The sequence below is a fragment of the Variovorax sp. V93 genome (genome assembly GCF_041154485.1).
In the GTDB taxonomy this organism is placed as follows: Bacteria; Pseudomonadota; Gammaproteobacteria; order Burkholderiales; family Burkholderiaceae_C; genus Variovorax; species Variovorax beijingensis_A.
The window spans coordinates 93,433-108,236 of record NZ_AP028670.1 but is presented as its reverse complement, the minus strand read 5'-3'; the positions used below and the strand labels follow the sequence as shown (position 1 = coordinate 108,236).

The window sequence follows — 14,804 nt, the reverse complement described above, 5'->3', positions numbered from 1 at the left end:
TGCTGCTGATGCCCAGCAAGGCCACGCTCTGAACTTCCGGTCAAACAAATGACAGTACTTCGTGCCGACGCGGACTGGACGCACAGCCCTTCAATCTCGCCTTGGAGCACATGCTGAGCGAGTTCAGGCCCCGCATGCTCGGCGCTCTTGTGCAGAAATGAGACGACTATCCAGATAACTCTTCTTATCACAATAGCAAGTTCATGCGGCTAAACTGGCGGGCATGAAAGTACGCACCGTGAATGGGGCAGGGGCCGGAGATGGCGATTTCCCCAGCGCCTCGCAGCTGGCGGCGCTGCGCGCCTGGTATGCGGGTCTGTCGGCGCGCGCCGCGGTCGTGCAATATCTCGGCGAAAACAAGGCAACAGGACAGTCCTCTCGCGCCATGCTGGGCGAGATCCGTCGCCAGCTGGCGAGCTACGCGCGGCTGCGGCACCGCGACGACCTGGCCTCGCTGATCGCGCACCCGGCGGCCGAGCGCGAGCAACGCGCCCGGGCGGTGAGGGATGCCATCGAGAAGCTGCAGCAGTTGCCCCTGCCTGCGCCGATGGTGACGGACACCGTCGAACGCTGGTTGCCGACACGCGCCGCCCATGCCCTGCAAAACGCCGGCATTCGGACGCTGGCCGATCTGACGGTGCGCGTGCCGCGCCGGCGCCGATGGTGGGCGGCGGTGCCCGGCTTGGGCGCACGAAGCGCGCGCCAGATCGAAGTGTTCTTTGCCGCCCACCCGGCGTTGACCGAGCGGGCGAGGGCGCTGGTGGTCGTGCCGAGGGCCGAGGCCGCACCGTGGGAGCACCTGGTCGTGCCGCAGGAAGTCGATGGCACCCGAGGCACCTTCCGAGCACCGCAGGCCACCTGCACCCTGTCAGCCAGCAATGACTACGAGGCCCTCCAGGCCTGGCTGGGCCTGCAGGACGCGGCGGCCACCCAGCGCGCCTACCGCAAGGAAGCCGAGCGGCTCATGCTGTGGGCGATCCTGGAGCGCGGCAAGGCGCTGTCATCGCTCACGACCGAGGATGCCGTGGCGTACCGTGCGTTCTTGCGGCGGCCGTCGCCGCGGGAGCGCTGGGTCGGCCCCGCGCGGCCGCGCGCATCCGCGGAGTGGCGCCCCTTCCAGGGACCGCTGGCGCCGCGCTCTGTGGCGTACGCGCTGTCCGTGATCGGCGCGTTGTATCGCTGGCTGATCGAGCAGCGCTATGTGCTGGCCAATCCCTTTGCCGGCGTGAAGGTCAAGGGAACGGGCCGTGGCGGCGCCCTCGATGCATCCCGGGTGTTCACGGAGCACGAATGGACGCTGATCCGCTCCACCGCCGACGGCATCGAGTGGATCGGCGGATGGAGCGAGGAGGGCGCCCAGCGCCTGCGCTTCGTGCTGGATTTCTGGTACGCGACGGGCCTGCGGCCCAGCGAGATGGTCGACGCCCGGCTGGGCGGCATCGAGCACGATGCGCAGGGCGACGACTGGCTGAACGTGGTCGGCAAGGGCAGCAAACACGGGAAGGTGGCCTTGCCATTGCTGGCGCGAGGCGCGTTCGACCAATATCTGGCGCAGCGGGGTCTGCCCGTGACGCGGTCTCGCTGGAATCCGAAGACCGCGCTGGTGCCCGGGCTGGCAGAAGACGGGACTGGGATCAGCGCATCGCGCTTGTGGTCCGTGATGCGCCGCTTCTTCCTGCACGCCGCGCACGCCTTGGAGGGCGTAAGTCCGTCCACCGCGGACAAGCTCAAGCGCGCCACGCCGCACTGGATGCGGCACACCCATGCGACCCATGCGCTCGCGCGCGGCGTCGAGCTGACGACCGTGCGGGACAACCTGCGGCATGCCTCTGTGGCGACCACTTCGGTCTACCTGCACACCGACGAGGTCAAGCGTGCGCGGCAGATCGGGGACGCTTTTCCAGTCCTGGGTATGCGACGTGACGCTAGCAGCGCATGTTGATCCAACGCCTCACGACCAAACAGATCCGTTGCGCAGTTGGGCGCTCGCCAGCTTTCGTTTCATCATGCCAGCGAATCGGGCAACTGGCAGGGGGGCTTTGGGAGCTAGCTGCAGTAAACGTACAGGGGGACTTGGAAGGTTTCCGTGAGAAATTTTTCAGTCACTCCCAGTAGCGCAAGTTGATGTTCCGCTGCTGCGTCGCTCGAAAGGCCTGGTTGAACGATAAACACTCGAAGGGTGACAGCGCAGGTCCGACTGATTTCACGTATCTCGACAAGCCGCTCATTCGTTCCCACTTCAAAGCGGCTCGGCCGACCACCTTCGATGCGAGACGCTTCGCGCTTCAACAAATGTGCGAACAGGTCCGTTCGTCGATCTTTGCTGTGCAACCACATGACGCTCCTCTGGGCTTGACCGCAAACCTCATACATGTCATCGATACGCGCGCCGGGTGCATCACCGATCGAATACTTGCAATGGACCAGATCAACTGTGATGAGCCGCGGTGCCGCGCGGTTGTCCACGCGAATGCCAACAATGTCCGCGGCTTCACCTTTGCTGTCATCGTCAAACAATACGTCGTAGTCGTTCTCTCCTCGAAGGATCTCTATTGCTCTGTACTGGACGGAGTCCGTGCGACGCTCTTCGCGCTGGGACTCTTTGCGAATGTCGATGCCGCTCCAATCGACCGCCTGCAGTCGGTCGCGCGAGAACAACGTAGCCGCGGTCCTGAGTTCGGTGTGCATGTTGCCGTCCAAGCGTGAACCGTCGGCAAACCAAAATGTGGGAGGGAACTCGGTGAAGAAGTCGCAAAGATCGTACGTCTTGCCTCTGCGAATGTGGGCCCGTGTAGCCTGCTCGTACGAGAACGTAAAGTCCGCAGTTGCTCCGTTGCCAACAAAGTTCAGTCGCATCAGAACCTCGTTCGACGGCGACGCTACGCGTATCACGAGTGGCGCTGTCGCGGAGAATTCCGTCAGCTCGATGCTCACGTTGGTAAGCCGCTCTTCACTGGTCGCCGAAAAAATTATGGTAGTGGCCGACTCGATATGGTCCAAAAGTTCAGCCGGCCAATCGACACCGATTGCGACGGATGTCGGGCGAGCTTCCACCATTCGAGGAACAAGCGTTCCTCTGAGAACTTCTTCTGGGTCGATCGCTTCGTCGGAAATTTTTTCTCCTGCTCTCTTGCACCAGTCCGCGAACGTGTTAAGGCGTAAGCGAAGGTTCGACCACACGCGCCCCCGTTTGCCCGCTCCGATGGATGTCTGCTCGCCGCATTCGAATCCGACGCCGGCGAGCACTGCCTTGGTCGTTGTGCCCAGGGTTGCATCTGAGAGACGAGCACCGACATCAGGACCCATCCGCCCCGTGTAACGCACCTGTCGACCGATCTGCTCGTCGAGACCGACGCTCATGAGCATCAAGCGATTGATGCCAGAAAGCACCCGAAAAACCTCTGGCGCACGAATGAGTGCGACGTCGTCGCCGCACAAGGCCTTGGCAAAATCGGTGTACATGCCCGTGTTTGTTGAACCGTGGATGTACAGGAGGCCCTTGGGCTGATCCCACACCGCTATGCACAGCTCCCAAACGACGCTCTCAACTGAAGCGATGTCAGTCCATGGAACGCCTTGGCGCATGGCGGCAATCACCACCAAAGTCTTCTCCGCTTCATTCAGGATCGGGTAGATGCGCTCTTCCTTCGAACCGCCATGAAAAGCTCGTCGATAGGCGGCAGGGCGCCAGTTAGCGCAGTAGGTCCGATAGACCACCATGCTAGCCGCCGGAGTAATCTCGTTCAGCGGGATTTCATTCAATACCCCCTGGAAGCCCGACATGAACTCTTGCGCTTCGACTTCTCGGTGGATTGCTGCTTCGCTCAAGTCCGGGAGTAGCAAGTTCCAATCGGGATCTTGTGAGTAGAGCGCTCTGAGTTCACTCGCAAGATTGACGTCAGCCGTGTTTGCTATGAAGACCGGATCACCAAGGTCTGCCCTTACACGGGTGAAGCGACCTGCCAATTGCAACGTCACGGCCAAGCTTTTGCGCAGGTCGTGGAACGCCGCAATCTTTAGTTCTGGCATGTCAAAGCCTTCGCCCAGCATGTCAACGCAGACGACGATTCGCGTCTGGCGTGCCTCAAGGAGACTTCGAGCCTCCTCGAGTTCGTCCCTCGGCATCCCGCTGTGCAGCATGACTGGGTTGTATTGACCGAGGTCGCGGTAGATCTGCAAAACCTCGGCTGCACGCGCAGTCGTGGAGACCCTTGCCATCGCGATATGCAACCCTGTCGCGTCGTTGTCAAGTTCGTCGACAACCTTTCGTGCAATGTCCCTATCGGCTCGAGCCAGACTAAATGCGTAGACCGGACGAAAACTGATGGGGCGAAAGTAACCTTCCTGCTGCGCCAATCTCAGGGGGTAGACATACACAATCTTTCCATCGAGCGGCATTCCGTCTTCGCGGAAAGGCGTGGCGGTGAACTGCAGGATTCTTCGTCCGTGCGATCTAAAACTTGCCTTGAATTGCTTCCAAGTTGGTGCCTCGGCGTGGTGGGCCTCATCGATGAACAATTCTGTGCAGAGTTCCGCCATGCGGTCCCTTACTTCCTGGACGCACTGCCCAGCCAGCGCGCTGGTCGTCACGATGACGTTGCAGCGGTTGAAAAATGCGTCTACTTCGGCGACGTTGGCTGGGCGTTTCGTGAGCGTTCCGACCACGGGGCGAACAACACTCTCCGCAAGCACAACACTATTTGGGCCTTTGAAGATTCCTAGTGTTATGAACTTGTCGGAAACTTGGCGACGCAGCGCTTCAGTGGGTACAAGCACGAGAAGACGCAAACATCTGGCAGTAACAAGGGTTGCCAGCATGGTTTCGGTCTTTCCAGTGCCTGTTGGCATCACTACTGTCGCTACTTCGTGATTGGTCGACCAGTGCGCGTGGATCGCATGCAAGGCGCCGATCTGTGGTTTACGCAGGCCCACTTGGCCGACTTCGACCTCGTCCTCGCCGATATAGCGGAACGCCGACTTCCAGCTTGACCTTGCAAATTCGTGTGGATTCGGTGATGCGGCGTGCAGGTTGCTCAACCACTTCGAATTCCTAAGGTCAACCTCGTCAGTACCTGACGGCACGGTGCCAAGCAGCGTGTTGCCCGCTGGAAGGTGTTCGGGCCGAGGAGCGCGCGGAAAAATGTAAACAGTGCCGCCGTCGTCAGCGGTGATGCACCAGCCGGTAGCCGACGGTACCGTGAACTGAGTCGCGCGACCGACAAAAGTCGTGTGCGGCACGAGAAGTTGCGCGAGGATGCCTTTCGGCAGTTTTTCTTGAACACCCAGAACGCGTGGCAACAGAATCCTCATTTGGCCTCCCCTTGTAGCGATGAATTCTTCGGAAGATCGTCGGCGTATTCAATCGTATCTTGCGTTTCGAGGATGGATCGGTGCCCGGCTCGAGTCAGCGCTGACATCGCCAAGCGCCGGTCGGGCCTGCCCAAGGCCGTGACAGACATCGCCTGGATTGCACAGTTGCGGCTGTGCACACGCTTCAGGCGGCTGACTTTGTGCACATACACTGGCACGGCGCTGTCTGACGGCCTCAGGATGGGGGCGGTTCATCGACGTGCGCGCGTAACGAGTCAGAACCGGCTACGCGTTGCCGGTCCATTTTTATCGATATGGAGTACCGAGTTGCCTTACGAACTGGAAAGCCGCCTCGTGATCGGCGTTGCGTCGAGCGCGGTGTTCGACCTCACCGACTCGGACGCCATCTTCAAGAGCCACGGCGAAGAGGAATACCGCAAGTTCCAAGAGGAGAACCTCTACAACCCGCTTCCCAAGGGCATCGCCTTTCCATTCATCAAGCGCCTGCTCGCGCTGAACGACCTTCGCGCGGATGCCGCCGATCCCTTTGTCGAAGTGGTACTTCTTTCGAGAAACGACCCCGACACAGGGCTGCGGGTGATGAAAACCATCGAACACTACAAACTGGGTATGACGCGCGCGATTTTCATGCAGGGGAGGTCGCCCTACGAATACATCCCGGCGCTCAACATTGCCCTTTTTCTCTCGGGTAACAAATCGGACGTGGACGCCGCGATCAAGGCGGGCCATCCGGCTGGACAAGTGCTTGACTCCAAGTTCGATGACGACGAGGAGGACAACTCCCTTCGAATTGCTTTTGACTTCGACGGCGTTCTGGCGGGCGATGAATCGGAGTCGGTGATGCAGGCGTCCGGCCTGAGCGCGTTCCATGCGCATGAAGTCAAGAATGTCATGCAGCCGCACCATCCGGGCCCTCTCAAGGAATTCCTGGTTCGGGTCGCCAAGATCCAGTCTGCGGAAGAGCATCACAAGCGACAAAATCCAGCGTATGAGAACCGGATCCGCGTCTCGATCGTCACCGCGCGCAATGCGCCGTCTCACGAGCGCGCGCTTAAGACACTGAAAAGCTGGGGCGTGATGGCGAACGATGCTTTTTTTCTTGGCGGCATCGAAAAGGGGCGCGTCCTCGCCGTGCTGAAGCCGCACATTTTCTTTGACGATCAATCGGGTCATCTCCGATCGGCAAGCACGGTGGTGCCCTCTGTGCACATCCCGTTCGGAGTTACCAATCAGGAAAAGGCACCGAGCCCGTTGTAGAGAGCGGATTGAAGCCGCGGGGATCCCGCGCGCAGCGCCAGAGGCGGGGCCGTGTGGAGATCGACAGTGTGGGCTGACCAAAAACGCAAGACTGGCGCGAAAATCTGGACAAAAAATGCGAGACGCGCGCGGACGCGTCCTGACGCCGGTGCACACTCGGCCCCAGTGGCTCGACGAAAAAGTCGCTGACGGCTTGACGAAAAACTGAGGACAGCCGGACAACAAGCACTCTGCGGCAGTCCTCTATTGGGAAGCACTTTATCGCTCAAAGTGTTAGCGGGATATTGTCCGCGCAGGCCAGTGCCCGCCAATTCTCGGCCGCAATACCACGGAGTGACAACCCTGAGGCCAATCGCCGCAACATGTGTGCCCCTGGCGTCGGCGGGCAGGGACCTTCGTTCAGTCACCTAGAAGCCTGCGCCACCAGGATTTGGGCTTCTCCACTGTCGGCGGCGGCGTTTCGGTCGCGGCGACGCGAGGTGCGGCAACGATTTCGTCAGGCGGTCGCGTGGCGCCTCCCTGTCCCGGTTTGCGATACTCCCGCGCCTTGGCCGCCTTGTCCCTCGCTCTGGAAAGAGCGGTGAGCTGCGGCGTCATTCGGGCCTCCCACAGCACGCTGTTGTCTTCAATCCAGTAGTGCGACTTGCAGGGAAAGTTCGAGTTGCCGATGGACGTGGAGATGGAAACGCCGCGGCCGTTGTACGTAACGGAGGAGTCGGCGGGGCCCAGGATAGTGACCACTTCGAAGCCACACCCGCAGGCGCACAGGTGATTAGCGGTGTTGTACTCCAGACTTACGTACAGCTTGCCTGGCTCGAGTTTCTCCGGGACGAACTCGACGAACTGGTGCTGGATGCGTTGCAGTCTCACTGGAATTCCTCGTTCAGCAACGCATTCCCATCAACGGTATACGTGCAGTTGTGTTCACGTTCGAGGTCGTTGTAGAAGCCGAAGTGCTTCTTCCAGCGGACGACCGCCAGCGAGGCGTTGAGCGCGTTCAGCTCGGCCACCTGAATATTGTGGGCATACTCGTTCGGCACGCCGGCTTGATTCGGCTTGATATGGCGGTCTATATGGTCCTGCTTGGAAGCCGTGACCGTGGTCAGGCGCAGCTGACCCGCGAGGCTCTCGTCGACAACGTACAAGCCCATGCCACAGTCAACGAATGGGACGTTGGCCTGGAGCAGGGCGGCAATGGCCAACTTTTTGTGCTCGCCCGGGTCAACTGCAAGGAAAACGAAGTTCATCGAGCCCAGCTCTTGAACGTTCTGCGCCGTGAGACCAGCAGGGTGCGGCACGATTCCCGAGCGCATATTCCCGTACACCTCTGCGAAGTAGTCGACCTTTGCCGTCTTGCGCCCAAGTTCCTCAAGCGATGCCGCGCCGGGCGCCCTGAACGCGTTGTGCTGCAGGAACGTGTCGGGGTCGTACAGGTGAATCTCTGCGACCGGCGCTTTGGCGACCAGGTCCAGGATATACGAGCCAGTGCCTCCGACACCCACGATGGCGATGCGTTGGCCTGCGAGTTTTTTCGAGATGGGCACGATGTTGGCTCGGATGGACGCGGTGTCGTGGTACTTGAAGACGGAGTTCTCCTCGGCGTCCGGGACCACGACCGGGTAGGTGCACGCGGTCTCCGTGCCGCCGAGCGCTTTGACCGCGGCTCCCAGTTTCTCTACGTACCGCGTGAACTTGGAGTAGTAGTCGGTGTCGGCAATGTGGTTCTTGCCCGCGTCAATCAGCTTGATGGACAGGTACCACTGCGCGACGACCTTCTCGCTAATGGGCTGGTTGTGGAGGGGGCCGTCGCCAGCCAGGTAGCGGACAAGCGGCTGACCGTTCTCGTCCGAAGGCTTCTCGCTGGACATCCACATCGTGTGATTGGCAGGCTGACCGCTGGCATCGTTATAGGGGTCAGCGATGATGCCGCGGGCAATCTGCTTGTTCGGCGTGACGTACGGGACGTCGCGCATCACCAGGTGACCGCTTTCGACGGAGATGTTGTAGCCCTCGGCGCGCAGCCGCGACAGGTCTGGACTACGACTTATCAGTAGCTGTGACATTGAAGACCGTGCCGTCCTTGACCTTGACGGTGTCGTTGCCTGACAAGCTGCCTTCCGGCCGGTGCTCGTTGCCGCCCTTGCGGTAGGTGATGGTGAATTCAACGTTCTCACCCGTGGGCGGGGTGTCGAACGCCATCGCCACCAACTGTGCGACGGTGAGCTCGCTGTTCTTGGCGACGGTACGCTGGCGACCGTTGACGATGATGGTGACTTCTGTGGATTCGTTCGACATGGCTAGTCCTTGGTAAAGCGTGGTCAGATGAGCGGCAGGGACCGCTTGGTGGTCGCGTCGAGCGCTAGGTGGGCCAGATAGCTCGCGATCCCGGCGAGGGCAACGAAGCGCAAGAACTTCCCAAGGTCGTCCTCGGGTTCCCACTCCCAGGCCTTCTTAAAGCCAGCGATGAGAACTACGGCGCAGGCGACGCTGTGAAAGATCTTGCGGTGATTGGGCGACGTCGCGGGCTCCAGGATGTCCGGCAGGTTGGTGCAGAACGCTCCGACGACGCCGGCGGCCAAGGGCATGGATGTCAGCTGGTCGCCGTTCAGTTGTTCCCGGTGCGCTGCAGCTGCTGCGATGCCAAGGCCAGCAATCAGGCGGTGGGTGGGACCGTTCATCTGTAGGGCTCCAGCTCGTGACGCAACTGCCGGCCGCCGAACATGGCGCTCAGGCCAAGGCCGAGCACAACCGCCCAGGCGATGACGCCTGCAGCGCTCTCTGGCACCCACCAGGTCGGCAGGCCGGGCAGGAATTGTTGCGCGGTGACGGCCCCCTGTGCGCCGGGCAGGCTCCCCATCACGCTTGCAAGTGCCTGAAAGATGAAGCCCGCGACCAGGACGAACCCCGCAACCCGGCTGACCACCTCGCCGGCGGCCTCGATTACGCGCGGCCGGTTCAGCGCGAAGGCGAGAAGATGCGTGAGCATGTTAGCCGCCTTTCTTTTCGCGCCGCACGCCCTTGAAGGGCGCAGGACTAGACGTCTTTACATCCATGAAGCGCCCGGTGGAGGTGTCGCGCTTGACCCAGTCACCCGAGGGGATCTGGCCTTTCACGGCGCCGATGCGGCGCCCGTCTCCGGGCGGGTTGTTCTTGGCCATGACTGAGTTCCTGCAGAGTTTCGATGTGCGGAGCATACATAATCAAAATGAGTATCACAAGTGCTCTTTATGAAGTTGTAACAGGGCTATAATGATGAGGTGCATACCCATTCACAAGCGCTTCCGGACATGCCTCTTTCACAAGCCGAGAGGCTCGCGTACATCGATTTCCGGGTGTACTTCCTGGGGGAGCTAAAGCGCTCAGACCTCACGGAACGGTTCCAAACCGGGCCGGCGGGTGCTACGCGCGACATCGCGATGTACCGCAGCCTAGCGCCCGAGAACCTGGACTTCGATGGCACCAGCAAGCTCTACTTGCCTTCTGCGAACTTCCAACCGCTTTTTGCGCACAGTCCCGGCCGAGTCCTAGTCACGCTGTCCGAGGGCTTCGGAGACGGGGTGCATAGCGCGGGTCGGCCGCTAGTGCCTTGTGAATTCCCGAATGCGTTGAGCCTACCTTCGGTGAGCGTCTTGGCGCCCATTACACGCGCCATCAATCGTCGAAAGGCCGTGAAACTTAAATACCGGTCCAAGTCCAGTGGGCTCAGCGAGCGAGAGGTTGTGCCCCTTGCCCTAGTGAATATCGGCACACGGTGGCACGCGCGTGTTTATGACCGCAAGAGCGAAGAGTTTCGAGACTTCGTCTTGACGCGCATGTTGGAGCCTCAAGTTCTGGAAGACTCGCCTGTTCGTGATGAAGAGAGTGCGCAGAGCGACCTTCAGTGGAGTCGCATCATTGAACTCGAGCTGGTTCCACATCCGGACTTCGAGAGCAGGGACGTGGTCCTCATGGACTACCCGATGGAGGACGGTGTGCTCAAGGTGCGCGTTCGGGCCGCGAACGCCGGCTACATGCTGCAGCAGTGGCACGTTGACTGCTCGCCAGACCACAATCTGCGTGGTCGTGAGTTCGCCTTGTGGTTGCGAGACCCCTTTGCGCTCTACGGCTCCGAGTCTGCTTTCCTCGCACCCGGGTATCGCGATCCGAAGTCAAAGTAGTTGCGCGCGGGAGTGGCCTACACGCGCCGTCCGGTCGACGACGGCCTGGATGGTCTTGGGGCGATCGGCTTCACGCATCGACATGGTGATAGTAGTTGCCACCGGTGTTGCCATCGCTGTGCCTCGGCTCCAGGAGCTGGACCGGAGCAACAATGCGATATTTCGGGCCAAACGCGACATTACTATTCAGCCGCTACAAATTTTGTCAACGCCAAGTTCAAATGTCGTAGTTCTAGCCAAGTAGAAATGTCGCATTTCTTCGTTTTGGATGGAGCCCGGCGAACGCCGTGACTGCCTTGCCTTTGAGCCTGCACAGTGCCTTTCAGCCGGAGGCCAACACGGTTGTTTTGTTGGGGGCTCGGCAGACCGCTCTGACCGCTTCGTCGAGGTCCTGTGACGTGAACTGCCTGGACCGTTTGGTCCCTGGCAAAGCCTTGGTGGAGTAGGGCGCCTGCCCCTGATTCGTGCGCGAGGGCGTACTGGACTTCCTTCGATCGTCACGCTGCGCCTGGATCACCAGCGCAGCCTGCAGAGCATGGCCCAGGCGCTTGTTCTCGACGATGGCGGCGGTGTCGACCTGCGGCAATCGGTCATAGCGCTCATAGACCAGGTTGACTCCGTCGGCTCGCAGCTCGATGCGCCCATCCGGGTACTCATAGACATCGATGTACCGATGGATCAGCTTGCGGTTGGCCGGCGAGTCCTTGAGCAGATAGATGATTCGGTCGTGTTGCAGCGTGAGCGACAGCGACACCTTGCGCTGCAGCCGCCAAGTGAACAGCAGATCCAGATCTTCATCGTCACGCACCGGCCTGTGCGCATCGAAGTCCCGTTTGGCCGGCTTCGCAAACCGGGCGTTGAAGTCAGCGATGAAGTGCGGCGCAAACGCATTCGCTGCCTCGCGCGTGCTGATCCCGCGCAGGCGCAGCTCCTTGACCAGACGGTCCTGCAGGGTCAGGTTAGCGCGTTCCACGCGACCCTTGGCCTGGCTCGTGTTGGCACACATGATGTCGATGTTCAGCTCGAACAGTGCACGGCCGTATTGCGTCGTGCCGCGACCGAAGTCGGTCGAGTCGCGCGCTGAACGGAAGATGGTGGCCTTGTCACTGTAGAACGCCACCGGCTTGCCATGCTGCTCGAGGTAGGCCCGCGTGGCTTCGAAGTACGCGAAGGCCGACTCGGTCGGCACGAAGTGCAGCTGCATCAGCCGGCTCGTGGCGTCGTCGATGAACACCAGCAATGTGCAGCGCACATCACGCTCTTCGAACCACTCATGATCGCTGCCGTCGATCTGGATCAGCTCGCCGACGCACGCCCGGCGGTTGCGAGGCTGGTGGATCTTGGCCGCGCGCTGCTTGCGGGGCGTCCACAGGCCGGCCGCCGTCATCAGCGCTCGCACGGTTTCCTTGCTGAGTACGACGCCATGACATTCCTTCAGCTTCTCGGCGGCCAGTGTCGGGCCGAAGTCGCCGTAGCGCTCGCGAATGAGCTCGACGGCGCGCTCGGCAATCCCTGCGGCCAGCTGGTTACTGCTGGGACGCCCGCGCTTGCGTGAGACCAGGCCGGAGGGCCCGTCGTCCAGGTAGCGGCTCACCAGCCGCTCGATCTGCCTTCGGCTCATGCCAAGCCGCTGCGCGGCCTGGCCGACCCGCAGCATCCGGTCGACCACCGCCTGAATAGTCTTGAGCCGATCGGCTTCGCGCATCGTCATAGTGATCGTCGCAGCAGGTGTCGCCATGGCCATGCCTCGGAGCTCGGGGCAGCCAACTTTGCGACATTTCAACTTTGCTGGAATGCGACATTACAACTTTGCTCCCACAAATTTGTGCGATACAAGAATGATTATGTTTAATTCATTGCGGATTTGACGTCGAGAGATTTTCGCGCCGAGATTCTTTTGATGCTTTACGCGAATGCTTGCTTAGCAGCTTGGCATTCGTGCCCATCCTGTTTCCGGAGATGTTCGGGCCATTGGCCTGTGTCGCTGAATTCGGGAGTGCGGCAGTGTTACCCGCGTGGCGAAGCCCCGCAACAGGACAAAAGGTGTCGAGTTGCTGCCAAACTTGCCGATCGGCGTCGAGGCCTTGCGCGATTTCTTGCCGCACGCGCATCGACTGGGCCTCTTGGTTTGCATGCCAGCAGTCGCTGTCAGAAAGTAATGCCGGCATACCTCCCAAGTTGGCCCATGCGGAAATCATCCGCGTCTCCCGCAAAACTTGGCAACCCAACTTCTCCAGAAAGCAGCGCGTGAGTCGATGGTGTCAAAGGAATTAATTGGAGAGTGTCAAAGGAATTACTAGAACCACATGGAACCCCTAATGGTAAGCCGTCCAGTATATTATTTAACATAAGATACATTGCATCTTTCGCAGATGTAGCGGCCGATTAGTAATGTCCCATTTTGGCTAGGTAGAGATGCCGCCATCGAGCTGGCGCCCCACAACGTGCTGGTGAACGCCATTGCGCCCGGCCCCTTCGCCGCGAACATCAACAGCGGCCGACAGCACGTTCCGGAGTCAGCCGAGCCGATGCGCACCCACATCCCCCTGGGCCGGGTGGCCCAGGTCGACGGGGTCAAGGGACCGGCGCTGCTGCTGGCCTCGCCCGCATCCAGCTGCATGACCGGCGCGATCATCCCGGTCGATGGCGGGGCCACCGCGCGGTAGCGAAGACAGCAGGCCGCTACTTCAGTGCGGCGCCGCCGCGCGCGAGGTACTGTGCCGACAGCCGCGCGAACTGGCCGCCATCCGTGGCAATGGAGGTCTGGTGGCTGCCGCCTGCGCTGAAGACGATCGCGAAGGTTTGCATGTCGCCGTACTCCTGCGTGTTGCGCAGCATGTAGTCGACGTGGTTGTCGCGGTAGTGCTGGTCGGTGCCGCCGGGCGTGTCGGAAGGCACGCCCATCGGGGTCTGCCACCACAGGATCGGCAGGCCGTTGCCCAGCGCCGCGCGGTAGTCCGAATACTGCTTCTGCGAATCGTGGAAGTTCGGGCTGGTCTTGTTGCTCGCGTCCCAGTAGAACGGAGCGCTTCCGTTCTGGCATTCGGCAGGCCGCGATGCAGCTTCCCTGCAGCCCGCGTCGCGGTCGCTGGTCTGGGCGACGATGAAGTCGGCCTGATTCGCGCCGGCCGTGCGCATCTGAGCAGCGATCTCCGCAGGGGTGCCGTTCCAGAAGGCAGGAGGGAACCCGAGCAGCGCCTTGGGCGCGACCTTCCTGCCCATCTGAACGAAACACTGGCCGAGGCCCGCGACGGTGTTCGGCAGTGTGCTGCATTCCGGCTGGCCGCTCACGGCAGCGGCCATCTTCGTCAGATCGCGACCGGGTGCCTGCGACGCGGCGAATCCCCAGAAGTCCGGCTCCAGATTGATCAGAACGGGCGTGCCCAGGTCCGCAATGCGCTGGTACATCAACCGGACCTGGCCCCAGTACTTGTCCATGAAGGTCTTGTCGCTGATGCCGCTCAGGTTGCCCTCGCCGTTCGCCGTCATCTGGTAGAGCGTGAACATGGGAACCGCACCGTAGGCCTGGGCGGCCTGCGCGGTGAAGGTGACGTAGGCCCCATCGGGACTGTTCCACGTGGGCCAGGAACCCGGCCCGACACCCACCAGATAGCGCTCGACGATGTCGGGTTGGATGTCCTGGCTCTTCATGTCGTCGATGGAAGTGGCGCCCAGGCCGACCAGCACCCGGGCGGGCTTGCCGAGCCTGCTGGCCAAGGCGACCGTGGCCATGAGGGGCGCGGTGTCGCCCCCGCCCTGGATGCCACCGCCGCCTTGAACATCACCACCACCCGAAGCGCCGCCGGTGCCTTGGCCGCCACTGCTCGGGCCGGCATTGGAGGAAGCGCCGCTGCCGGACTGGCCGGTCGGGCTCCCCACCAGCGCAACGCCGGCCCCACCGCCGCCCCCACCTCCTCCTCCGCCGCAGCCGAAAAGCAGCAGCGAAGTCATCAGTGCGGAAACGCATCGTCGAGAAGCAAAGTTCATGAGAAAAGTCTGTTTGGATCGAGGAAAGCCCCGGCGCGTCCTGGAAGGCGCACGCGGGTCGGTTGAAGGTCA

At 61.3% G+C, this 14,804-nt stretch carries 14 protein-coding genes; 4 read left to right on the top strand and 10 right to left on the bottom strand.

The window, feature by feature from the left end:
- Positions 1-223: 223 nt before the first annotated feature.
- Entirely contained in the window at positions 224-1,942 is a 1,719-nt protein-coding gene (locus tag ACAM54_RS26495; RefSeq protein WP_369651782.1) for a phage integrase family protein, read from the top strand.
- 104 nt (positions 1,943-2,046) lie between these two features.
- Here ACAM54_RS26495 and ACAM54_RS26490 read toward each other — a convergent pair whose 3' ends face one another.
- Positions 2,047-5,310 (bottom strand): DEAD/DEAH box helicase, encoded by a 3,264-nt coding sequence (locus ACAM54_RS26490; protein WP_369651783.1) that lies wholly within the window; start codon positions 5,308-5,310, stop codon positions 2,047-2,049.
- Between the two features lie 327 nt (positions 5,311-5,637).
- On the opposite strand from ACAM54_RS26490, the gene ACAM54_RS26485 reads away from it, so the two are divergent.
- The gene (locus ACAM54_RS26485) at positions 5,638-6,588 is read left to right on the top strand and encodes a 5'-nucleotidase (protein WP_369651784.1); all 951 of its coding nucleotides are present in this window, start codon (positions 5,638-5,640) and stop codon (positions 6,586-6,588) included.
- 399 nt (positions 6,589-6,987) lie between these two features.
- On the opposite strand, the gene ACAM54_RS26480 is transcribed toward ACAM54_RS26485, so the two are convergent.
- The 6 genes from ACAM54_RS26480 to ACAM54_RS26455 are packed head-to-tail and all read right to left on the bottom strand — an operon-like array spanning position 6,988 to position 9,746.
- The gene (locus tag ACAM54_RS26480; protein WP_369651785.1) at positions 6,988-7,458 is read right to left on the bottom strand and encodes a DUF6527 family protein; all 471 of its coding nucleotides are present in this window, start codon (positions 7,456-7,458) and stop codon (positions 6,988-6,990) included.
- Positions 7,455-8,651, bottom strand: coding sequence for a ThiF family adenylyltransferase (locus ACAM54_RS26475; protein ID WP_369651786.1), 1,197 nt, complete (start codon positions 8,649-8,651; stop codon positions 7,455-7,457). Before ACAM54_RS26475 ends, ACAM54_RS26480 begins: the two co-directional genes overlap by 4 nt.
- Positions 8,626-8,883, bottom strand: a complete 258-nt coding sequence (locus ACAM54_RS26470; protein ID WP_369651787.1) for a multiubiquitin domain-containing protein — start codon at positions 8,881-8,883, stop codon at positions 8,626-8,628. Before ACAM54_RS26470 ends, ACAM54_RS26475 begins: the two co-directional genes overlap by 26 nt.
- Positions 8,884-8,906: 23 nt before the next feature.
- Positions 8,907-9,266: a metal-dependent hydrolase gene (locus ACAM54_RS26465; RefSeq protein WP_369651788.1), complete on the bottom strand. Its 360-nt coding sequence runs from the start codon at positions 9,264-9,266 to the stop codon at positions 8,907-8,909.
- Entirely contained in the window at positions 9,263-9,574 is a 312-nt protein-coding gene (locus ACAM54_RS26460) for a hypothetical protein (protein WP_369651789.1), read from the bottom strand. The genes ACAM54_RS26465 and ACAM54_RS26460 overlap by 4 nt, the downstream gene beginning before the upstream one ends.
- 1 nt (position 9,575) lies before the next feature.
- Positions 9,576-9,746, bottom strand: coding sequence for a hypothetical protein (locus tag ACAM54_RS26455; RefSeq protein ID WP_369651790.1), 171 nt, complete (start codon positions 9,744-9,746; stop codon positions 9,576-9,578).
- Positions 9,747-9,875: 129 nt separating this feature from the next.
- Here ACAM54_RS26455 and ACAM54_RS26450 point away from each other — a divergent pair, with 129 nt between their 5' ends.
- Positions 9,876-10,745 carry a WYL domain-containing protein gene (locus ACAM54_RS26450; RefSeq protein WP_369651856.1) on the top strand — a complete coding sequence of 290 codons (870 nt, stop codon included), beginning with the start codon at positions 9,876-9,878 and terminating at the stop codon, positions 10,743-10,745.
- A 322-nt stretch (positions 10,746-11,067) separates the two neighbouring features.
- Here the strand turns inward: ACAM54_RS26450 and ACAM54_RS26445 are convergent, their stop codons facing one another.
- Both ACAM54_RS26445 and ACAM54_RS26440 read right to left on the bottom strand, forming a co-directional pair.
- Positions 11,068-12,483: an ISNCY family transposase gene (locus ACAM54_RS26445; RefSeq protein ID WP_369651857.1), complete on the bottom strand. Its 1,416-nt coding sequence runs from the start codon at positions 12,481-12,483 to the stop codon at positions 11,068-11,070.
- A 115-nt stretch (positions 12,484-12,598) separates the two neighbouring features.
- Positions 12,599-12,943 (bottom strand): hypothetical protein, encoded by a 345-nt coding sequence (locus ACAM54_RS26440; RefSeq protein WP_369651791.1) that lies wholly within the window; start codon positions 12,941-12,943, stop codon positions 12,599-12,601.
- Positions 12,944-13,189: 246 nt separating this feature from the next.
- On the opposite strand from ACAM54_RS26440, the gene ACAM54_RS26435 reads away from it, so the two are divergent.
- Complete coding sequence (locus ACAM54_RS26435) at positions 13,190-13,411, top strand: SDR family oxidoreductase (RefSeq protein WP_369651905.1); 222 nt, start codon at positions 13,190-13,192, stop codon at positions 13,409-13,411.
- Between the two features lie 16 nt (positions 13,412-13,427).
- Here the strand turns inward: ACAM54_RS26435 and ACAM54_RS26430 are convergent, their stop codons facing one another.
- Positions 13,428-14,732 (bottom strand): hypothetical protein, encoded by a 1,305-nt coding sequence (locus ACAM54_RS26430; RefSeq protein ID WP_369651904.1) that lies wholly within the window; start codon positions 14,730-14,732, stop codon positions 13,428-13,430.
- Positions 14,733-14,804 lie beyond the last annotated feature (72 nt).